Origin of the sequence: Novosphingobium rhizovicinum (assembly GCF_040813635.1) — a bacterium.
GTDB lineage: Bacteria > Pseudomonadota > Alphaproteobacteria > Sphingomonadales > Sphingomonadaceae > Novosphingobium > Novosphingobium rhizovicinum.
This window is the reverse complement of the sequence record NZ_JBFNXR010000050.1, coordinates 198,615-218,616: the sequence shown is the minus strand read 5'-3', so window position 1 is coordinate 218,616 and position 20,002 is coordinate 198,615. Positions and strand designations below refer to the sequence as shown.

Here is a 20,002-nt window from a genome sequence, read left to right as displayed (position 1 = left end):
CAGGCGCCCGTCTGGAGCGCCGGCCGCATGGCGCGGGCTGGTTGAGCGTGGCCCCGCTCACCCGCACCCGCCGTACGCCGGAGCTATGTCCGGCGGCTGCGGCATATAACCTATATGGTTTGTCTTGTCAAGCCGGTATGACTTAGGCTCGTTGCGCGAGGGTCGCGCCGGAACCTTCCAAGCTTCACAGCGGTTGCATCCCCCGGCTGTCTGCGTCCGAACCGCCTGAGGAGAAGCTCTTGCTCGTCGTTCATCATCTCGAGTTGTCGCAATCAGAGCGGATCGTCTGGCTGTGCGAGGAGCTGGAACTCGAGTACGAGTTGAGGCGCTACGAACGCCGCGCTGACAACCGTCTTGCGCCGGAGGTGTACAAAGCGCTGCATCCCATGGGGATCGCGCCTGTGGTTTCGGTCGATGATCTCGTGCTGGGCGAAAGCGCGGCGATTTGCGAATACATCAATGTTCGCTTCGGAGGCGGGCGGCTTGCCCCGCCTCCGTCCGACCCCGACTATCCTGGACACCTTTTCTGGTTCCACTGGTCGAACGCCACATTCATGGCCACGAAGATGATGGAGCTGGCTTTGGCCCTTGGCGGAGGCGACGCGGGGACCGTGCCGTTTGTCGCGGAGCGCTCTGCGCGCGCGCGTGACCTGATCGAGAGGCGCCTGGGTGAGGCTCCGTACTTCGGGGGACGAGAGCTCACGCTGGCCGACATCATGATGGTTTACGCGCTCACAACCTCGCGCGCGTTCAGTGGCGCGCCCATCGACCACTTGCCCAACACTCGCGTTTATCTGCGGCGCATCGGCGCGCGTGCCGCTTACAAGCGGGCGATGGCCAAGGCCGAACCCGGCATGGAGCCGATGATCGACTGACGCCCCGCCGGGCTCGCGCCTCCATTCTGCCGAACAGGCCGGATACGAACGAAAGGGCGCCCGGATCGCTCCGGACGCCCCCCTCGGTGATCCTGTCTCCCCCTTGCGGGAGAGGCGCCGATCAGGCGCTGTAGTACATGTCGAATTCGACAGCGGACGGGGTGGTCTCCCAGCGGAGAACCTCGGGCCACTTGAGTTCGAGGTAAGCTTCGATCTGGTCGCTGGTGAACACGCCGCCTTCCAGCAGGAATGCGTTGTCCGCCTGAAGCGATTCCAGCGCCTCACGCAGCGAACCGCAGACGGTCGGCACTTCGGCGAGTTCGGCCGGGGGCAGATCGTAGAGGTTCTTGTCCATGGCTTCGCCCGGGTGGATCTTGTTCTTGATCCCGTCGAGACCGGCCATCAGCAGCGCCGCGTAGCACAGGTAGGGGTTGGCCATCGCGTCGGGGAAGCGGAATTCTACGCGCTTCGCCTTGGTGCCCGAACCGTAGGGGATGCGGCACGATGCCGAACGGTTGCGCGCCGAGTAGGCGAGCAGAACCGGTGCTTCGTAGCCCGGCACCAGCCGCTTGTAGCTGTTGGTGGTCGGGTTGGTGAACGCATTCAGCGCCTTGGCGTGCTTGATGACGCCGCCGATGAAGTACAGGCACGCGTCCGACAGACCGGCATAGCCGTTACCGGCGAAGGTGTTCTCGCCGCTGTTCCAGATCGAGATATGCGTGTGCATGCCCGATCCGTTGTCCTTCATGATCGGCTTGGGCATGAACGTCGCGGTCTTGCCGTAAGCCTCTGCAACCATGTGCACGACATACTTGTAGATCTGCATGCGGTCAGCGGTGGTGACGAGCGTGCCGAAGGTCAGGCCCAGTTCGTGCTGCGCGGCGGCCACCTCATGGTGGTGCTTGTCGCAAGGCAGGCCCATCTCGAGCATGGTGGTGACCATCTCGGCGCGGATATCGACTGCAGAATCGACCGGCGCGACCGGGAAGTAGCCACCCTTGGCGCGCGGGCGGTGTGCCAGGTTGCCGGTGTCGTAGCTCTTGTCGGAGTTGCCCGGCAGCTCGATGTCGTCGATCTTGAAGCCGTTGCCTTCGTAGCCGTCATAGAACTTCACGTCATCGAACATGAAGAACTCGGCTTCGGGGCCGACGTACACGGTGTCGCCGAAGCCGGCCGACTTCACGAACGATTCGGCGCGCTTTGCGGTCGAGCGCGGATCGCGGCCATAAAGCTCGCCGGTCGATGGCTCGACGATGTCGCAGAACAGAATCATCATCGGAGTGGCGCTGAACGGGTCGACATAGACCGCGTCCAGATCCGGCTTGAGGATCATGTCCGACTCGTTGATGGTCTTCCAGCCTTCGATGGACGAGCCATCGAACATGAGGCCGTCTTCCAGCTCATCCTCGCCGAGGACGCTGGCGACCATCGTGAGGTGCTGCCACTTGCCCTTGGGATCGGTGAAGCGAAGATCGACCCACTCGATCTCCTCGTCCTTGATCCGCTTGAGGACATCCTTTGCGCTCGCCATGGGTATTCTACTCCGAATTGACTCTTCCGATCCCAGAAGAAGCTTTGGGGTGGATGGACATTCCCGGGACGGCGACCGGCCCCCATGCCGATCTCGTCCGATCCGGCGTCCGCGGTCTTGCTGGCGCCGAATGGAATTGGTTGGGTGCCCTAGAGGGCAGCGTCGTCGCGCTCACCGGTGCGGATACGCACAGCGGTTTCTACCGGGACTACGAAGATCTTGCCATCGCCGATGCGCCCGGTCTGCGCTGCTTCGGTGATGGCTTCAACCACGCGCTCCGCAAGCTGATCGGGCACGACGACTTCAAGCCGAACCTTGGGCAGGAAGTCCACGACGTACTCGGCTCCACGATAGAGCTCGGTGTGGCCCTTCTGCCGACCGAAGCCCTTCGCCTCGGTCACCGTGATGCCGGACACTCCCACCTCGTGCAGCGCTTCTTTCACTTCGTCGAGCTTGAACGGTTTGATGATTGCTTCGATTTTCTTCACGCTTGCGAACACCCCTGCATTTGGTCCGGGCCCTCCGACAGTGGAGCCAAGTCGAACCCGATGCCTTGCGCGCGATCTCATCAAGAATCGTGCCAAGCCAGTGGCTCAGTCGTAGGCCACTTGTGCAGTCGCGAAAAGAGCGGAATTGGGTGATTTCTTGCGCCTTTGCCCACTTGCCTGCAGCTTCATTGCCGCCTTGCACCGAGTGGTGATTATTCTTTCGGCAGTGCCTGCTTAAATCTTGAGCAGGTTGGCTTCTGTGCGACAGAGCGGCAGAGGTAAGGCATCAGTCGGGGGCACGCAAAAAGCCTCCCGGAATCCTGCCGGGAGGCTCGGTTACCGGTACCGTAGAGCAGCGTCAGAGGCGAAGGCCCGCCGTCTGTTCGATATGCGCCATAAGATTCAGGTTCTGAACCGCGGCACCGCTTGCGCCCTTGCCGAGATTGTCCAGGACGGCCACCAGCCGCGCCTGTGAGCCGTCTTTCGCGCCGAAGACGAAGAGTTCGACCGTGTCGGTGGGCGCCATGGACTTGCGCAGCAGCAGCTCCTCGGGACGATCCTCGCGCACCTTGATGATCGGGCTGCCGCGATACGTCTCGGCGAGGCTGGCGAGCAGGACATCCGGTGTGCCGGCAAGCTGCATCGCCGCGAGCTGTAGCGGCACCTCTACCAGCATCCCGCGAAAGGCAGGAACCACAGCGGGCGCGAACAGCGGTGCGTGGACCAGGCCGACGTGGCGCTGCATCTCGCCTACGTGCTTGTGGCCCATGGCGAGCCCATAGGCGCGAAAGGCGATGTCCTCGTCCTCATCGAAGCGCCCGATCAGCGCCTTTCCGCCGCCCGAATACCCGGACACGGCGTGACAGACGTAAGGCCAGTCCTTGGGCAGCAGCCCGGCAGAGATCAACGGCGCCAGCAGTGTGATGAAGCCGGTAGGATAGCAGCCGGGATTGCTGACCCGCCGGGCCGAGGCGATTGCATCGCGCCCGACCACCTCGGGCAATCCGTACGTCCAGCCCATCGCCGTGCGATGCGCGGAGGATGCGTCAATCACCCGCACCTTGTCGTTGCGGATCATGCTCACAGCATCGCGCGCTGCATCGTCGGGAAGGCACAGGATGACGAAGTCGGCATCGTTCAGGGCTTCGGCACGAGCAGCATCGTCCTTGCGGCGCGCATCATCGAGCACCGCGAGCGTGAACTCCGGACGGCCGGCAAGGCGCTCGGCAATCTCCAGCCCGGTGGTGCCCGCGGCACCATCTATGAATACAGTCGCGCTCATGCGGCGGGCTCCAGTCCGTCCAGGGCTGTGTAGCCTACCAGTCCGTCGTTCTCGACCTGACCCCAGGCCCAGGCACCAGCCATGTCGAGCACTTCGAAGATCGTGCCCTCTTCAAGCTGCGCGATCACCTCTGCGTCGTTCCGCGCCTGAACGCGCAGCAAGGCCCCAGCCTTGAAACGATGCGGCATCGGCACGGCGTAGTGAGGCACGAAGCAGCGACCGGCGAGCTTGATGTGAGCCAGATCGCCCCGCACCGGCAGATGGCCGGGATCCGCACAGACACTCGGGCCGCTGAGCGTGAGCAGCGCCTCTTCAGAATCAGGGCGCGTGTATGAATCCTCGAGCGGCAACGTGCGGTTATCTCCGAAGGGAAAGATGGGCGCGCTTAGACGGGTCATGCGGGCTTCGCAAGTTTACCGGTATCGCTGAGCCAGCATGCGCCATGCCGCACGCAGACCCAGAGCATCGCCGCCCTTGGGACGGCCCGGCTTCGCAGCGGGTCTCCAGGCGAAGGTATCGAAGTGAGCCCAGTCGACATCCTTGGGCACAAAACGGTCGAGGAACAGCGCGGCGGTGCTGGCCCCTGCAAAGCCGCTGCTGCCAGAGTTGTTGATGTCGGCGATGTCGGACTTCAGGTATTCTCGATACCCGTCGAACAGCGGTAATCGCCAGCAGGGGTCGTCCACTTGCTCTCCTGCTTCGAGCAGGGCCTGCGCGGTCTCGTCCCGCCGGGCAAAAAGGGCGGGCAGGTCGGGACCGACGGCCACGCGTGCGGCACCGGTCAGAGTGGCGAAGTCGATCACCAGTTCTGGCGTTTCCTCGCCGGCGCGGGTGAGGGCATCGCCCAGGATCAGGCGACCTTCGGCGTCGGTGTTGCCGATCTCCACGCTGATGCCCGCACGCGAGCGTAACACGTCGCCGGGGCGGAAGGCATTGGATGAGACGGCATTCTCGACCGCCGGCACCAGCACATGGAGGCGCACCGGCAAGCCATTGCCCATGACAAGCTGCGCCAGGGCGAGTGCGTGGGCGGCGCCGCCCATGTCCTTCTTCATCAGCAACATGCCGGACGCGGGCTTGATGTCGAGCCCGCCCGAATCGAAGCACACGCCCTTTCCGACGATGGCGACCCGCGGGTGTGCGGGGTCGCCCCACTCCATCTCGATCATGCGCGGTGCGTGGCTGCGGGCTGCCGCCCGGCCCACCATGTGGACCATCGGGAACTCGCGCTCCAGCATGTCGCCGCGTGTGACGCGCAACTGTGCCCCGAAAGTGCTCGCGAGCGTCTCGGCGCGTGCTTCGAGTTCGGCTGGCCCCATGTCCTCGGCCGGGGTGTTAACCATGTCGCGCACGAGCGCCGTTGCATCCGCCTGCGCCAGCACCTCCGGGATCGCCTTGGGTTCGCTGGTCAGCAGGATGCGAGGACCCTCGGCACCCGGCTCCGAAAGGTAGCGTTCGAACCGATACTGACCGGTGATCCAGCCGAAGAGAGCGGGGCCAGGCTCGCCCCCGATGCGCCGGTAAGTGCCGGCGGGCAGCACTTCGGCAAGCTTGGCCATGCACCAGTTGGAGAGCGAGGCAGAGTTGGCGACGCCTGCGACCACGGCCCAGCCTTCTCCATCCTCGCTGGGCAGGATAGCGTGCGAGTAGCCGTCAGCCTTGAACTTTTGCGCCGCCAGTGCCGCCCGTTGGGGAACCGTGCAGCTCTTCAGGAATTCATCCAGTCCATCCTTGTCAACCAGGTGGATGGCGATGGCCTGCTGGCCCCGGTCGGGCTGGATTAAAGCGTCTTTGTCACTCATTTACATGCCTGTAGACTGGGGTTGGTAACCAGTGCGAGAGGAAAAAGATGCAGCGCACAGCGTTCGTGGCCGCAATGGCTCTGCTGGCCACCGGGTGCGAGGCGCAAGCGCCCGACGGCCCTGCTGCCAACACGGCCCGGGACTCCGCCTCGCCAGCGGCCGTGCCCGCTTCGGCTCTTGTCCAGTCATCGGACCTTGCAGGTGATCGGCAAGGCTCCGGGCGGGAAGTCGATGTCGAGAGCGAGCTCTATGATTTCGAGTATTCCTATCCCGACGCTGCAGGAGCTATCCCCGGACTCAAGGCACTGCTCGACAAACGCCTTTCTCAAGCGCGCCGCGAGCTGGAGCGCAGTGCGGCGGCTGACCAGCGAGAGGCGGGGAAGGACGGCTATCCTTATCGCAAGCACAGCTCCGGCACCAAGTGGGAGGTCGTGACCAGTGTGCCGCGGTGGCTCTCGCTCTCGGCTGAGAAGTACACTTACACCGGCGGTGCGCACGGTATGGCATTCTTCGACAGCCTGCTGTGGGACAAGACGAAGCAGAAAGCACACGAACCTCTGGATCTGTTCACCAGCAAGCAGGCCCTGAGCGCCGCCATCCGCGAACCGTTCTGCGCTGCGCTCGACAAGGAGCGGGAGAAGCGGCGTGGTGAGCCGGTCGAGCGCGAAGGCGGCGACCAGTTCGACGAGTGCATCGATCCGGTGGAAAGCACGATAATCCTGGGATCGTCCGATGATCTGACGCTGGATCGGCTCGGCGTGCTAGTCGGACCTTACGCCGCTGGCCCTTATGCTGAAGGAACGTACGAGATCACGCTGCCTGTGACAGAGGCGGTCATTGCCGCAGTGAAGGCGGAGTATCGCGGCGATTTCACCAAGCGGCGCTGAACGCTCGCAATTTGGCGAACGTGCGGCTATATCGCGGCTATGACCGAATACCAGACGATCGACGCCCAGGACACGGTTCTGCGCGATGGTACCATCAAGCTGCACGGGGCCGAGGGCTTCGAAGGCATGCGCCGTGCGGGCCGCCTTGCCGCCGAGATCCTCGACGAAGTGGCGTCCATGGTCCGTCCCGGCGTCACCACCGCAGCGATCGATGACAAGGTTCGCGAGATGACGCTGGACGGCGGTGCCGTTCCGGCCACCTTGGGCTATCGCGGTTATCAGCACTCCTGCTGTATTTCGATCAACCATGTCGTGTGCCACGGCATTCCGTCCGAGAAGACGCTTAAAGACGGGGATATCGTCAACATCGACGTGACCCCGCTGCTCGATGGCTGGCACGGCGATTCCAGCCGCATGTACCTGGTCGGCGACGTACCGCTGAAGGCGCGCCGGTTGGTTGACGTTACGTACGAGTGCCTGATGATCGGCATCGAGCAGGTGAAGCCCGGCGCCCGTCTGGGCGACATCGGCGCGGCCATCCAGGCGCATGCCGAGCAGCACCGCTACGGCGTGGTGCGCGAGTTCTGTGGCCATGGTCTGGGCCGCCTGTTTCACGATGCGCCGGAAGTCGTTCATGCCGCGCGCGCGGGCACGGGGCCGGAACTCAAGCCGGGCATGTTCTTCACCATCGAGCCGATGATCAACCTCGGCAAGCCGCCGGTGAAGCTCCTGGCGGATGGCTGGACGGCAGTCACGCGCGACAAGTCGCTGTCGGCGCAGTTCGAGCACTCGATCGGCGTCACGGAAGATGGGTGCGAGATCTTCACGCTCAGCCCCAAGGGACTGCACAAGCCCCCTTACGTCTGATCCGCGAGGAGCGTTCCCGCCCACGCGGTGCGCTATATCGCTCCTGCGGCTTCATGGAGGCGTGACCTGACGCGCGAGCCGTGACAGCTTCCCTGCATAAAAGCAGGAGAGAGGCTGATGACCGCGACCGATCTAAGCGGCGGCATTCCCGTTGAGCGCGAGTACGTGCTGGCCCAACGCCCCGAAGCCGGCGTGCGCGATGCGGTAAACGTCTGGATTGAGGAGGAAAGCGGCGCCTTTGCCATGCGCATCGGCGTCGAGGCAGTGGCCGAGCAGTGGGATCGCCACGAGCTGTGGCTGGACATCGCGTTTCCAGATGGGCGGCTGTACCAACGGCGTGGGGACGGGGAAACGAGGGAGGCGATCGGACCGGAGGGTCTGCCGACTGTTCGGGCGACTGGGCCGCTTTCCTTCCGCTGTGTGGACCCGTTCCGTTTATGGACCGCTTCGTTCGAAGGTGAGGCCAGCGCGCTGACGACGCAGACGCTGATCGCTACGCCCATTCCCGACGAGCGGCAGCTCTTGCAGGCGGACGTGGGCATCGATGTCGCCATGACGATGGCGGCGGTGCCCTGGGTTCCCGGCTCGCTGCTGCCCGAAGCCGCCGAAGCGCTTGGCGGGGAGCAGGGCGACTTCATGAGCCCGCGCTACGAACAGCTCTTCCGGTGCGAGGGGTCTTTGCGGATCGACGGGCATGAGCAGCCGTTCCGCGGCAACGGCCTGCGCATCCGCCGCACCGGCTTTCGCGCCTTCTCCGGGTTTGCCGGGCATTGCTGGCAATCTGCCGTGTTCCCGAGTGGCAGGGCGTTCGGCTTCAACATCTATCCGCCGCGTGATGATGGGCAACCGAGCTACGCCGAAGGCTTTGTCATCGACGCACAAGGCAGGCGCACACCCGCTCGCCCCGTGTCGGTGCCATGGCTGCGCAAGCTGGTAACTGGCGGTGAAAGCGTACCCTTCGTGCTGGAGACGATTGAGGGAGACCGCATCGCCATCGACGGATCGACCTTCGTCAACGTGCGCTCACGCGGGCACCCGATGCTGCCCGAGGACTTCCCGATCGTACAGCAGGCTCACGCTCGCTACGTCTGGGATGGCGAGGAGACCACCGGCATGATCGAACGGTCGAGCAAGCCCAGCGTCATGGATCTCGACTGAGGGGGCGCCCGTGGCGCTTAGCGCCGTTCCTGGATCGCGAGCCGCCGTCCGGTGATGAGCGTCTGGATGATGAACAGCGTCATCAGCAGCACGCCGATGGCGCCCACGAAAATGTCGAAGCCCGAGATCGCGCCGAAGAATCCGGGTCCTGCGCCCAGAACCATCATCATGATCGTAAGGCCGATCAGGAGGAAGCGAAGCTCGGTGGGGCCGGCCGCGAGGTAAGAGAGCTTGAATTCACCCAGAACGCGCGCAGACAGGTAGGCGTGGATCGAGAGGAGAAGATATCCGACCAGAGCGATCATCACGACGTCCATTGTGACATAGGGCGTCATACCGATGCCCCAGACGATCAGCGCCGTTGTAAGGCCGTCGCAGCTGTGATCGATGAAGTAGCCATAGGATGGTCGCTCGATCCGTCGGAAGCGGGCGAGGCTCCCGTCCATCGAGTCACCGAACCACTGCACGACATAACCCACGATGGCGAGCCACAGCCACTCCTCCGTTAGGTTGCTGCCGAGATAGCCCGCAAAGGTCAGGACTGCGCCGAAGACGCCGAGCGCGGTCAGCAGATCCGGCGTGACCCAAGCCGGCATCCGCGCACAAAGCCAGTTGAGCAACCGTCGCTCGTGGCGAGCAAGGATGTTCTCCTGAATGCGCAGCGTCTTCATTTCGGCCTTCATGCTATCCTCTCGTGCGACCGTCGCGGGGCATCGCGGCATTTGCCACGAGCGGCGCCATTCGGATGCGGCTTTGCGCAACCTCAGGTACGGGAACGCCCTCCTATGCCGAAGCGGAACAGATTGTTACAGTTTTTGTTCACTTCCGACAGGCGCGTACGACCACACTGGCAGACCGGAGATGAACGGGAGGGCTTCAGCAGCTGCCCCCTTGGGCCTCAATCCGACAGCGTTGCGCCCATTTTCAGCCAGGAGGGGTACTGCGCCGCTCCCAGTTGGTTGCGCAGCCGCGCGATGCGCCGTTCGTAGTGCGACACGAGGTCAAAGCGCGAACCGAGGTTCTGGACGGGGGCCGCAGCGGCGCGGATGACGGCGACCTGATGCTGATGGAGAAGTTGATTGAGGTCCATGGCTGCTCTCCTTTGTGCGGGAGCGCGTGGTCTCTCAGTCGCCGATGTGCAGAATCAATGGTCAGCGATGGCGCCCTTATAGGGACAAGCCGTCCATTTGAACAGGGGCAAGCGCATGATCTTGCTGGCGAACGAGCGCGCGCTGCGGCGGGACGCACGACTGGCATCACGTGGATCAGGCGGTGATCACGGCTTCCCCGATGGTATCCCAGACCGTCGCCAGCTGGCCAGGCGTGATGCAGTAGGGGGGCATGACGTAAACGGTATTGCCCAGAGGACGCACCAGCACGTCCCGCTCACGGAAGAAGGCCATCAGCCGTGGCGCGCGGCTATCGAGATAGCCGGCCGATTCCATGCTTCGCAAGTCTAGCGCAGCAATGGTGCCAAGCTGGCGCGGGTGGTCGAAGTGACAATACCGCCCGAGCGCGTCCAGCCGCTCCGCCTGAAAGGCCGTGAGTGCGGCGACGCGCTCCAGCACCGGCTCCTCGCGCCAGATCGCAAGATTGGCATTCGCGGCTGCGCAGGCGATCGGATTGGCAGTGTAGCTTGATGAATGGAAGAACATCCGCGCGCGGTCGTTGGACCAGTGCGCCTCGAAGATCGGTTCACTCGCCATGGTCACGGCTAGCGGAACGGCACCCCCGGTAAGGCCTTTCGACAGGCACAGGATATCGGGCACGACCCCGGCCTGCTCGCAGGCGAGGAGCGTGCCGGTGCGGCCCCACGCGGTCATCACTTCATCGGCGATGAACAGCACGCCGTGCGCGGCGCAGATGGCGCGCATTTCTGCAAGGACGCTGGGCGGGTAGATCAGCATCCCGCCCGAGCCCAGAATGAGCGGCTCCAGGATCAGCGCGGCGGCGTCCGGTGCGCTGCAGAGTGCTTCCAGGGCGTCGAGCGTTGCCTGTTCGGCACCCGCAGCGGGATAGGGAATGCGCGCGACATCGAACAGCAGCGGCTCGTAAGTGCGATTGAATACGCCGCGTGCGCCGACGGACATCGCGCCTATGGTATCTCCGTGGTAGGAATGCTCCATCACGATGATCTTGTGGCGCGGCGTGCCGCCGTCCTTCTCGGCACGCGCGGCCCAGTAGCCCAACGCCATCTTCAGCGCCACTTCGACGCTGGTGGAGCCCGAATCAGAGAAGAACACCCGCGTGAGGCTCTCGGGCATGATCGCCCTCAGCCCTGTTGCGAGCTGCTCGGCGGGCTCATGAGTCCAGCCAGCGAAGATGAGCTGGTCCAGCTTGGTAGTCTGCTCGGCAATCGCGGCCATGATGCGCGGATGGCAATGACCGTGAGTCGTGACCCACCAGGAGGAGATCGCATCGATGACGGTGCGTGGCTCTCCCTCTTCTCCACGCGTATGGAGCAGTGCGCCCTCGGCACGCTCGACAAGGGGGATCGGCTCACGCAGGCCGTGCTGGGTAAAAGGATGCCAGATCGCAGATGTCACGCGCGAAAGTCCTCGATCCGAAAATTGGCGGCGAACGCGGCCGCCAGGGTCGCTGTATCCAGTGTGTCGAGCCGGGGCAGGCGGCCCAGCCGCTTGACCTGGCCGATCGCAGCAATGGTGGCTTCGCTGTCCTCGTTACCCTCGCCCACGAATGCGATGCCCAGCAGTGGTACCTTGCGCGCCCGTAGAGCCTCGAGGCTGAGCAGGCTGTGATTGATGGTGCCGAGTTCGGTGCGGGCGACGAGTACGACCGGAAGGGCCCAGCGGCCGAAAAGGTCGGCATAGAGCGTTTCGCGGGTGACCGGCACGAGCGCACCGCCGGCGCCTTCGATCACCAGCGGTGCGTCGGTCACGGGAGGGCTAAGCGCATCGCAATCGATGGTCACGCCGTCGATCTCGGCGGCGCGATGTGGCGAGCAGGGCGTCGTCAGGCGATAGGCTTCGGGAAGAATCTGCTCGCGCGGCACCCCGGCAAGACGTGCGACGGTATCGGCATCGCCGCTGCCGTCATCATCCAGGCCGGCCTGCACCGGCTTCCAGTAACAAGCTTTGAGCGCCCCGGTGAGCGCAGCGGCGAAGACAGTCTTGCCAATGCCGGTGTCGGTGCCGGTGACGACAATACGAGGATGAATCATGGCTGATCGCTACCGCGGGAAAGGTGGCACGTCACCACTTCGTAAGTAGCTATTGCGCCGGCAGCTTCGAAACGTCGCATCACGCGGCGCAAGGCGCCGGGTGAGAGCGGACGGTGTCCGGAGGCCGAGGTGTCGGCGCCGATGCCGCGCAGGGCAAGGAGAAAGGCGCGGGCATCGGCATGGCGCTCGCGATAGATGTCCACGGTCAGCGGATCGGCGGGGCGGAGCGCCTCAAGGGCTGCCAGCGGCGTAAAGGCGGGCGTGCCGGGCACGTGACCTTCCGCTGCATGCGCGGAGCGCCATTCCGCGAAGGTCCCGGGGCCGAGTGTCGCCACCATCACGTGGCCACCAGGCGCGAGCCATTCGCGCCAACGGGCGAGAGCTGCGGGCTCATCTTCGAACCACTGGGTCGCCAGGCTGGCACAGACCAGGTCGAAGGGGCCGCCATCCGGAGTGCCGCGCTCCCCATCGAGCATGGTGTAGGAAAGGCCGCTGCCCAGGCGAGAACGGGCGCGCTCGATCATGGCTGGGGCCACGTCCGTGATCAGCCAGTCACCGGCAAGTCCTTCCGCGCGCAGGGCTTGGGTAAGGAATCCAGTGCCGCAGCCGACCTCCAGCACGCGCGGGTTGGAGCCCAGCGGCAGGGTCGCGATGCGATGCGCAAGTTCGCGCGCCACAAGGCGTTGCACCCGGGCATGGCGGTCGTAATCGGCAGCTGCGGCGAAGGCGCGGGCTACGGTTGTCGCCATCATGGCAGTGTGCCCGCGAAGGCGCGGATCGCTTCGGCGCACCAGGAGGGTTCTGCGACTGGAAGCAGGTGGCCAGCGTCAGGGTGAGTGCGGCGCATCACGCCTGGCGCTGCGGCAAAAACCGTCTCGCGGACGCCTATCGAAAGCAACGGATCCCCCTCTGCCTGAAGCGAGAGGATCGGCACGCCGATTGCGCCAGCGCGGGCGCGCAGGTCGGCGTCCCGCAGCGTGACCAGGTCGGCCTGGAGTCGCTCGGCATTCGGCTTGCCTGTGGGAACGGGGCTGCCGAGCCGCGCGTGGAAGTCGGCCAGGACAGTCGCCGGCTCCTGCGCGACGGCGCTGACCATGCGGTCGACCACTCGTCGGGGACTGCCGGGAAAGCCGTCCGTCGCGGTGAAGCGGTCAAACCCGGCGATCGCGATGAGCCCGGCGAGGCCGGGGGGCGGGGCGTCCAGAAGGCGCATGGTCCCGAAGCTATGTGTGACCGCCAGATAGGGCGACGGCACGGGTGGCGCCTGGGTGGGACCGAAATACCCTGAGTCGTCGCGAACGTGCGCGAACTCGGGCAGCGCGCCGGCGAGCGCGTCCCACATCTTGGCATCAAAGCCCCAGCCATGGCAGAAAAGCAGGCTTAGCGGCATGCGGCGATTCCTTCGAGCACGCCGTCTATGTCGGCTTCGGTGTGGGCAGCACGCAGGGCGAGCCGCAGGCGGCTGGTGCCGGTCGGTACCGTGGGCGGACGAATGGCCGCGGCAAGGAAGCCTTTCGCCTCCAGCGCCGCCGCCATGGACATGGCATCTGCTTCCGCGCCGACCACAGCGGGTACGATCTGCGTGGCCGAAGCTCCATGGTCGATGTCGAGGCCAGCCAGCCCGCTCCTCAGGCGATCGGCGAGGGCAATGAGATGCGAACGCTCGGCGTCCATGCTGGGCACGAGATCCAGCGCGGCGTCGATCGCCCCAAGGACGGCAGGAGGCAGCGCTGTCGAAAACACAAATCCGCTCGCGGCATTGGTCAGCCAGTCGATCAGCGCGCGCGAACCTGCGACGTAGGCTCCGAAGCCGCCCAGGCCTTTGCTGAACGTGCCCATCACCACGTCCACTCCTCCGGGCACAGTGGCTGACAGCCCCGCTCCTGCAGGCCCGAGCACACCCGTGGCGTGCGCTTCGTCAACGAAGAGGAACGCTTGGTGTCTGCGTGCGAGTTGGACGAGGCGCGGCAAGTCGGCGACGTCGCCATCCATGCTGAACACGCTCTCCGTCAGGATTACGCGCGCAGGCGCATCAGTGCCCTTGGTGGCAAGCATCTCCTCCAGGTGGTCGAGGTCGTTGTGGCGGAAGCGATGCTGGCGAGCGCCTGCGATGGCGAGGCCGGCGTGCATGCTGGCGTGGATCAGGCGATCGCAGAACACGGCGGAACCGGGCAGCGCGGCGAGTAGCGCCGGGATGGCTGCTGCATTGGCCTGCCATCCCGAAGCAAAGATCAGCGCGGCCTCGGTGCCCTTGAACGCCGCCACCTTCGCCTCGAGAGCGAGCACGGCGTCGCTCGTTCCGGTGACCAGCCGCGAGGCCCCGCTGCCGGTCCCGTACCGTTCGGTCCACTCGCGTGCGCGCTCGGTCAGCATGGGATGCTTGGAGAGACCGAGATAGTCGTTGCTTGAGAAATCGAGGAGCGTGCGCCCCTCACGCTCGATACGGCCGTTCCCCGTCAACCGGGCCGGACGCAACACGCGCCGTCGCCCCGCCTGTTCGACGCGGGTCAGGGCTGCTTCGAGGTGCTCGTCGAGGCTTTCCATGAAGCCTGCCGGTAGGGCAAGCCGGGCCGCCGCACAACGGACCGTTGCTATCAGGAGAACGGCTTATTCTTCCAGATCGAGATAGGCGACGACGTCGTTGTCCGTGGCGATCCACAAGCCGGCCTGCGTCGCCTCATCCTGCTGCGCGGCGATCATCAGCGCCTCTGACAAGGAGCCATAGAACAAGGTCGTCGCTGCGCCGCCTTCGCCTGCCTCGTCCAGATGGTAAACGCGCACGCCGGCGTCGAGATAGGTAGTGCGCATCATTCGCTCTCGTTCGAAGCATCGTCCAGCCGCGCACCGTCGAGGGTGCGGGAGAGCCGGTCCGCCTCTTGCTGAAACTTGAGGCGTTCGGCCTTGGTCGAGCCATGGCGCGCGCGGTTTGCCTGCGCCTGAACGGCATTCTCGGCGCGCTTCTTCGCTTTGCGCGCCTGCCTCAGGTTGACGATCTCGGCCATGAGCAAAGTCTACGCCTCGACGGCGCTGGTGGCGAGTCCCAGATGCGGAAGGCCGACCGAGCGCTTGCCGGAGAAATCGGTGCGCACGACGATGAGGCCGTCCTTTTCCAGGTAATCCAGCAAGCGCTGGATCCGGCGCGGTGAGCTGGTGCCATAGATTTCTGCCAGTTCGGCATCATCGGGGCAGGGATTGCCTTCCATCGCGGCGCGCCCGATCAGCAGGAAGGGGGCGAGCAGCTCATCCGGTACGCTGGCCGCCAGTGACAGCAACTCGGCCCAGCGCTCGTCGGCGGGGTCCCTGATACCGGCCACGGCCATGGCGAAGCCGCGGCGAAAGCGCACGGCGTCGAAGCTGCGGGTTGGCAGCCCGCGCATGCGACAGCGCAGAGTGAAGTCCTGAAACAGAGTGGCGGAAGGCTGGAACGTGCAGCCTTCCTCGGCGGCCATCTCGCTCAGGATCTCAGCGATGGCGGCTTCCGTCTCGGCGGGATCGATCTCGGGCAAGTCGGGGCGGCGGGGCGGTGGCGGTGCATCGTTTGCCACAATGCGCTCGACGAGTTCCTCCGGATCCGCCCGTTGGGGAACGGGGCGCGGCAGCTCTCGCACAGGCTCTGCAAGGTTGTCGTGCAGAAGCGCGTGCAGTTCCTCTGGCGAGGAAGTGGGAGGTGGTGCGAAGCTTTGTACCACCGCGCGGCTGCCGGTCCGCACCGCACCAATGTTCACCGCGACCGGACGGCGGCTGATCGCGGGGCCCAGTCCCAGGAACTGCCCGCGTGCCAGGTCGCGGATCTGCTCAGCCTGGCGACGCTCCATGCCGAGCAGGTCGGCCGCGCGGATCATGTCGATGTCAAGGAAGGTGCGGCCCATCAGGAAGTTCGATGCTTCTGCGGCCACGTTCTTTGCCAGTTTGGCGAGACGCTGGGTCGCGATCACGCCTGCAAGACCGCGTTTGCGGCCACGGCACATCAGGTTCGTCATCGCGGCAAGACTGACGCGGCGCGCTTCCTCGCTCACTTCACCAGCGGCGGCGGGGGCGAACATCTGGGCTTCGTCCACGACCACGAGCGCTGGGAACCATTCCTCGCGCGGGGCATCGAACAATGCCGACAGGAACTGTCCGGCGCACTTCATCTGCTGGTCGATCTCCAGTTCGTCCAAGGCAAGGACGACGGAGGCGCGATGCTTGCGGATGCGCGCGGCAAGGCGCCCGATCTCCGCTTCGGCATAGGCGGAGCCATCGATCACGACGTGGCCGAACTCCTCGGCCAGCGTGACGAAGTCTCCTTCGGGATCGATCACGACTTGCTGGACCAGCGGCGCGCTCTCCTCCAGCAATCGGCGCAGCAAGTGGGACTTGCCGGAGCCCGAGTTGCCCTGAACGAGCAGGCGGGTCGCCAGCAGTTCGCCGACGTCGATCTCGACCGGGGCGCCATGGGGGTCATGGCCGATGACGATGGTTGCGCTCACCCGCACCGCCATAGGCAAGGACGCGAGCGATTCGGAACTGCCATCTCCTCGTTTTCCAGAGGTTTGAGCAAAAGGCCGTGCCTCGGAACACCTGCTCGGCAGGCTCGTTCGGCTCATCACGGGGGATGGAAGGCAGTGACAGAACGGAGAATGCCATGACCTTGCGCCTGACCGTACTGACCGCCTCCGCTTTCGCAGCCGGAGCGGTCGTTTCCGCATGTGCGACGCCCGGAGGGGCGGACATCGCCAGTAGCCCGACAACGACCGCAGCGGCAGGCGCAAGCACCTGCTTCTTCCCTTCGCAGGTGAACGGGTTTCAGCGTGCGTCTTCTACCGAGCGCGGCAGCGACGATATCGTCGTGACGGTCGGAGCCAACCGGAAGTACCTGTTCCAGACCCTGGGACCGTGCCCGGATATCAATTGGTCGGAGACAATTGCATTCGATCAGTTCGGTCCGGGACAGATCTGCGACGGTCGCGATGTGACCTTGATCGTGCCGAGCACCATCGGTCCCCGGCGCTGCCCGGTGCGCATGATCCGCGAGCTCTCGCCCGAGGAAGCGAAGAGCTACTGATCGCGTCGCTCGGCTGAACGCACGTCTTCGGCAGCTTCAAGGGCGCGACGTGCCGCGCTGGTGGCCGGATCCTCGGTTTCTCTCCCCGCGAACAGCCTGTCCACGCGGCCCACAGGCTGGGACGCCGAAGGAAACGCACGGTCGAAAGCGGATGTGGGGGGCTCCCGGCTGGGGCGCAGTGGAGGCTGATCAGGCGCTGGCGACCGCTGCGGCGGGCTGTAGTAGTGTTCCTCGAAAGTGCCGTACGGCCCCTGTTCCTCGCGGGGCACAGCGTAGCCGTAGCGCGGCTCGTGCCTCCAATCGTCAGGCCCGCGGTGACGCGGCTCGTCCTCGCGGTAGCGTCGCATCTCCCTTTCGCCGTGCTCCAGCACGTCCAGATCCTGCCACCGGCCAAGGGCACGGCGGGCAAACATCATCCACTCCATGCCTTCGTGCGTCCACTGCGGCAGTTCCAGGATGATGGCGCCATCCTGCTGGCCTGGCACGATCCGCAAGCTGTCGAAGGTATCATCGCGTTCTGGTCGGGATTCGAGCTCGTAGGAGGGTTCCTGGGCGGGCGCCTCAACCCGGGGGGGATCAAACGCGCGCGGCGGGGCGGAGCGATCCGCATAAGGGGAAAAAGCCGGGATCGTGGTCACTGCCAGTACGGCACCCGCGGCACCGCCGATCAAACCCATCGCCAAGACCAAGCGCGCAGCGCCCAATGCCTGTCCCTTCTCCACTTGAAATCAAAGGGCGCGGCTATGGCTTGATGGCTGACCGAACGATGAACGTACGACCGCCTGCGACAATGTCGCAGATGATCCCGATGGGACGCGGCCTAGTCAGCGCCGAATGCCGTCTCAAAGTCATCGGGCTCTCGAGCCGCGTCATGCACACTGATGGCCGCTGCTGCGATCTCCGTGCGAACGTCAGCTGCGGCCATCCGCGCAGCCTCAGCGGCAGCCGCTGCGGCATCGGCCGCCGACGGTCGAGCGCTTTCACCAGTGATCGTGGGGGTGAGGCCAACGGCGATTGGTTCGGCGCGGGGCCGTGTATCGACCATCAGGTCCGCGTGGGTCAGTTCACCCTCCCCATAAGGCTGATCGTAGACCGGATCGTCAACATACGGCGGCCAGTCGTCGTCTGCCCATTGCGGAGAGTTCCAGCTCTCGTCAGGCAGCCAGGAGATGGGCTGGATATCTTGCGGAGGTGCCTCCATCCAGTACATGGAGGGCTCCTCCTCCACGCTTACCGAGGCGGCAGGGATCAGGTCTCGCCAGCCTTCACCGGCTTGCCGTTTCATCGTCGTCGGAACGGCAAGGGATAGCATCAGTCCCGCCAATACGCCGCCGCCGAGTATGCCCCCGGCAAGCGTCGCGCCGCTTGCTTTTGCGCGTTTCATAATCAAACCTCGTTTTCGAGACGAGCCCTCGTTTTCAACACGAGCATCGTCTTTTCAACGCGATGGGCGGCATGCTGTTCCGGACAGAGCGCTCGGCGGGCGAATGGACCCAAGCTCTGTCTCGTGCGATCACCTGCCCATGAAACGCTCCATTTCCGTTGGGCTGCTCGCCCTGTCCCTCGCAGCTTGTGAGCAGACGCCACCAGACGCACCGACGCCGCCGTCCGACGAGGCGAGCAGCGCCCATCAAGCGCAGTTGTCCCCTGTGACTGCACAGCCTGAGCAGACGGACGAGGGTGATGCAGCGAACCCGCAGGGGCTGAGCCCGGAGGGCGTCGGGGACATCATTGTCGGACAGGCGCCACCGCCGTCTCTGAAAGAAGACGAGGTGCAGGTGTCCGACAGTTGCCGCACCTATTCCGATAAGCCGCGGCGACTCTACGCCATTACCGACGGCAGCGTGGTCACGCGGATCACCTTGATGGACGGCTCGACGATCAAGACGCAACGAGGGATCGGCGTAGGCGCCAGCGAGGATGCGGTGATCAAGGCGTATCCCGATGCCGTTTCCAAGCCCCATGAATATGTCGCCGCTCCTGCCAAGTATCTCGACTGGCGGCCGAACGGCGCAGCTTCAGGGCTGCGTTTCGAGATCGATGCTGATGGCAAGGTTAACCTGATCCATGCAGGGCGTGAGCCTTACCTGACGTATACCGAAGGCTGCGTCTGAACGATGCCGCCAACAGCAACGATCCGCGTCGGCATCGGAGGGTGGATCTACGCGCCATGGCGGGGCACGTTCTATCCGCAGGGTCTGCCGCAGGCGCGCGAACTGGAGTACCTGGGGCAGCATCTCACGGCGACCGAGATCAACGCGACAGCATACCGGCTCCAGAAGCCGGCAACGTTCGCCAAGTGGCGCGATGCGGTGCCGGAGCACTTCCGTTTCGCTCTCAAGGGGTCGAACTACTGCACCAACCGCAAGAATCTGGCCGAAGCGGGAGAGGCTGTCGCGCGCTTCATCGCGCAGGGCATCGTGGAGTTGGGGAACAGGCTGGGGCCCATCAACTGGCAATTGCGCGGCACCAAGCGCTTCGATCCCGACGAGGTCGCAGCCTTCCTTGCGCTCCTTCCGTCGAGCCATGAGGGAGTGGCTCTGCGCCATGCGATAGAAGCAAGGCATGAGAGCTTCGCTGATCCGGCGTTTCACGCTCTTGCGAAGAAGGCGGGCGTTGCTGTGGTTGTCGCGGACAGCGATGAGTACCCGCCCTTCGCCGAAGCCACCGGCCCTTTCGTCTATGCGCGCCTGCAACGTTCCCGCGCCGGTGAGCCGAAGGGCTATCCTGCGGACGAGCTGGACGCTTGGGCTCGAAAGACGCGGGGCTGGGCCGACGAGGGCCGCGATGTGTTCGCTTTCTTCATCAGCGGGCACAAGGTGCTGGCACCGGCTGCGGCAACGGCCTTGCTTGAGCGCTTGCCGAAGTAGAGGGGAAGGGCGGGGGC

Annotated in this window: 24 protein-coding genes; 7 read left to right on the top strand and 17 right to left on the bottom strand. The window is 64.9% G+C overall.

The features are described 5' to 3' along the window. The first annotated feature begins 239 nt into the window (after window positions 1-239). Window positions 240-875, top strand: coding sequence for a glutathione S-transferase family protein (locus ABUH87_RS13690; protein ID WP_367774510.1), 636 nt, complete (start codon window positions 240-242; stop codon window positions 873-875). A gap of 121 nt (window positions 876-996) precedes the next feature. On the opposite strand, the gene glnA is transcribed toward ABUH87_RS13690, so the two are convergent. The 5 genes from glnA to ABUH87_RS13665 all read right to left on the bottom strand — a co-directional run bounded on the left by glnA (window position 997) and on the right by ABUH87_RS13665 (window position 5,978). Then, window positions 997-2,406 carry a type I glutamate--ammonia ligase gene (gene glnA, locus ABUH87_RS13685; RefSeq protein WP_367774509.1) on the bottom strand — a complete coding sequence of 470 codons (1,410 nt, stop codon included), beginning with the start codon at window positions 2,404-2,406 and terminating at the stop codon, window positions 997-999. Between the two features lie 149 nt (window positions 2,407-2,555). Continuing rightward, entirely contained in the window at window positions 2,556-2,894 is a 339-nt protein-coding gene (locus ABUH87_RS13680) for a P-II family nitrogen regulator (RefSeq protein WP_353982695.1), read from the bottom strand. A gap of 358 nt (window positions 2,895-3,252) precedes the next feature. After that, window positions 3,253-4,176, bottom strand: coding sequence for an N-acetyl-gamma-glutamyl-phosphate reductase (gene argC, locus ABUH87_RS13675; RefSeq protein WP_367774506.1), 924 nt, complete (start codon window positions 4,174-4,176; stop codon window positions 3,253-3,255). Beyond that, the gene (locus ABUH87_RS13670; protein ID WP_367774502.1) at window positions 4,173-4,574 is read right to left on the bottom strand and encodes an SH3 domain-containing protein; all 402 of its coding nucleotides are present in this window, start codon (window positions 4,572-4,574) and stop codon (window positions 4,173-4,175) included. The genes argC and ABUH87_RS13670 overlap by 4 nt, the downstream gene beginning before the upstream one ends. Before the next feature lie 15 nt (window positions 4,575-4,589). After that, a complete protein-coding gene (locus tag ABUH87_RS13665) occupies window positions 4,590-5,978 on the bottom strand; it encodes a leucyl aminopeptidase family protein (protein WP_367774500.1) in 1,389 nt (462 codons plus the stop codon). 47 nt (window positions 5,979-6,025) lie between these two features. Between ABUH87_RS13665 and ABUH87_RS13660 the strand changes: the two genes are divergently transcribed. The 3 genes from ABUH87_RS13660 to ABUH87_RS13650 all read left to right on the top strand — a co-directional run bounded on the left by ABUH87_RS13660 (window position 6,026) and on the right by ABUH87_RS13650 (window position 8,890). Next, window positions 6,026-6,865, top strand: a complete 840-nt coding sequence (locus ABUH87_RS13660) for a PdaC/SigV domain-containing protein (RefSeq protein WP_367774498.1) — start codon at window positions 6,026-6,028, stop codon at window positions 6,863-6,865. Window positions 6,866-6,904: 39 nt separating this feature from the next. After that, window positions 6,905-7,732 (top strand): type I methionyl aminopeptidase, encoded by an 828-nt coding sequence (gene map, locus ABUH87_RS13655; protein ID WP_367774496.1) that lies wholly within the window; start codon window positions 6,905-6,907, stop codon window positions 7,730-7,732. A 117-nt stretch (window positions 7,733-7,849) separates the two neighbouring features. Then, the gene (locus ABUH87_RS13650; RefSeq protein WP_367774494.1) at window positions 7,850-8,890 is read left to right on the top strand and encodes a hypothetical protein; all 1,041 of its coding nucleotides are present in this window, start codon (window positions 7,850-7,852) and stop codon (window positions 8,888-8,890) included. 17 nt (window positions 8,891-8,907) lie between these two features. On the opposite strand, the gene ABUH87_RS13645 is transcribed toward ABUH87_RS13650, so the two are convergent. From ABUH87_RS13645 to ABUH87_RS13600, 10 genes are all read right to left on the bottom strand, one after another. Further along, window positions 8,908-9,573 carry a CDP-alcohol phosphatidyltransferase family protein gene (locus ABUH87_RS13645; RefSeq protein WP_367774492.1) on the bottom strand — a complete coding sequence of 222 codons (666 nt, stop codon included), beginning with the start codon at window positions 9,571-9,573 and terminating at the stop codon, window positions 8,908-8,910. A 215-nt stretch (window positions 9,574-9,788) separates the two neighbouring features. Beyond that, on the bottom strand, window positions 9,789-9,980 hold the full coding sequence (locus tag ABUH87_RS13640) for a hypothetical protein (protein WP_367774490.1): 192 nt from the start codon (window positions 9,978-9,980) through the stop codon (window positions 9,789-9,791). Window positions 9,981-10,155: 175 nt separating this feature from the next. Further along, complete coding sequence (locus ABUH87_RS13635; protein ID WP_367774488.1) at window positions 10,156-11,436, bottom strand: adenosylmethionine--8-amino-7-oxononanoate transaminase; 1,281 nt, start codon at window positions 11,434-11,436, stop codon at window positions 10,156-10,158. Beyond that, window positions 11,433-12,071, bottom strand: a complete 639-nt coding sequence (gene bioD / locus ABUH87_RS13630; RefSeq protein ID WP_367774487.1) for a dethiobiotin synthase — start codon at window positions 12,069-12,071, stop codon at window positions 11,433-11,435. The genes ABUH87_RS13635 and bioD overlap by 4 nt, the downstream gene beginning before the upstream one ends. Next, window positions 12,068-12,823: a methyltransferase domain-containing protein gene (locus tag ABUH87_RS13625; protein ID WP_367774485.1), complete on the bottom strand. Its 756-nt coding sequence runs from the start codon at window positions 12,821-12,823 to the stop codon at window positions 12,068-12,070. Before ABUH87_RS13625 ends, bioD begins: the two co-directional genes overlap by 4 nt. Further along, the gene (locus ABUH87_RS13620; protein WP_367774483.1) at window positions 12,820-13,461 is read right to left on the bottom strand and encodes an alpha/beta fold hydrolase; all 642 of its coding nucleotides are present in this window, start codon (window positions 13,459-13,461) and stop codon (window positions 12,820-12,822) included. Before ABUH87_RS13620 ends, ABUH87_RS13625 begins: the two co-directional genes overlap by 4 nt. Then, window positions 13,452-14,615, bottom strand: a complete 1,164-nt coding sequence (gene bioF / locus ABUH87_RS13615; protein WP_367774482.1) for an 8-amino-7-oxononanoate synthase — start codon at window positions 14,613-14,615, stop codon at window positions 13,452-13,454. The genes ABUH87_RS13620 and bioF overlap by 10 nt, the downstream gene beginning before the upstream one ends. Window positions 14,616-14,678: 63 nt before the next feature. Continuing rightward, the gene (locus ABUH87_RS13610; protein WP_367774523.1) at window positions 14,679-14,879 is read right to left on the bottom strand and encodes a hypothetical protein; all 201 of its coding nucleotides are present in this window, start codon (window positions 14,877-14,879) and stop codon (window positions 14,679-14,681) included. After that, window positions 14,879-15,073, bottom strand: a complete 195-nt coding sequence (locus tag ABUH87_RS13605) for a DUF4169 family protein (protein WP_367774481.1) — start codon at window positions 15,071-15,073, stop codon at window positions 14,879-14,881. The genes ABUH87_RS13610 and ABUH87_RS13605 overlap by 1 nt, the downstream gene beginning before the upstream one ends. Window positions 15,074-15,082: 9 nt before the next feature. Beyond that, window positions 15,083-16,540, bottom strand: coding sequence for a helicase HerA domain-containing protein (locus ABUH87_RS13600; protein ID WP_367774480.1), 1,458 nt, complete (start codon window positions 16,538-16,540; stop codon window positions 15,083-15,085). Between the two features lie 155 nt (window positions 16,541-16,695). Between ABUH87_RS13600 and ABUH87_RS13595 the strand changes: the two genes are divergently transcribed. After that, entirely contained in the window at window positions 16,696-17,115 is a 420-nt protein-coding gene (locus tag ABUH87_RS13595) for a DUF6491 family protein (protein WP_367774479.1), read from the top strand. Here ABUH87_RS13595 and ABUH87_RS13590 read toward each other — a convergent pair. Continuing rightward, window positions 17,109-17,837, bottom strand: coding sequence for a hypothetical protein (locus tag ABUH87_RS13590; RefSeq protein ID WP_367774478.1), 729 nt, complete (start codon window positions 17,835-17,837; stop codon window positions 17,109-17,111). The two genes, ABUH87_RS13595 and ABUH87_RS13590, sit on opposite strands and share 7 nt — an antisense overlap. 98 nt (window positions 17,838-17,935) lie before the next feature. Beyond that, window positions 17,936-18,499: a hypothetical protein gene (locus tag ABUH87_RS13585; RefSeq protein WP_367774477.1), complete on the bottom strand. Its 564-nt coding sequence runs from the start codon at window positions 18,497-18,499 to the stop codon at window positions 17,936-17,938. Window positions 18,500-18,638: 139 nt separating this feature from the next. On the opposite strand from ABUH87_RS13585, the gene ABUH87_RS13580 reads away from it, so the two are divergent. Together ABUH87_RS13580 and ABUH87_RS13575 are read left to right on the top strand one after the other, a co-directional pair. Then, the gene (locus ABUH87_RS13580; RefSeq protein ID WP_367774476.1) at window positions 18,639-19,229 is read left to right on the top strand and encodes a hypothetical protein; all 591 of its coding nucleotides are present in this window, start codon (window positions 18,639-18,641) and stop codon (window positions 19,227-19,229) included. Window positions 19,230-19,232: 3 nt separating this feature from the next. Further along, a complete protein-coding gene (locus tag ABUH87_RS13575) occupies window positions 19,233-19,985 on the top strand; it encodes a DUF72 domain-containing protein (protein ID WP_367774475.1) in 753 nt (250 codons plus the stop codon). Window positions 19,986-20,002 lie beyond the last annotated feature (17 nt).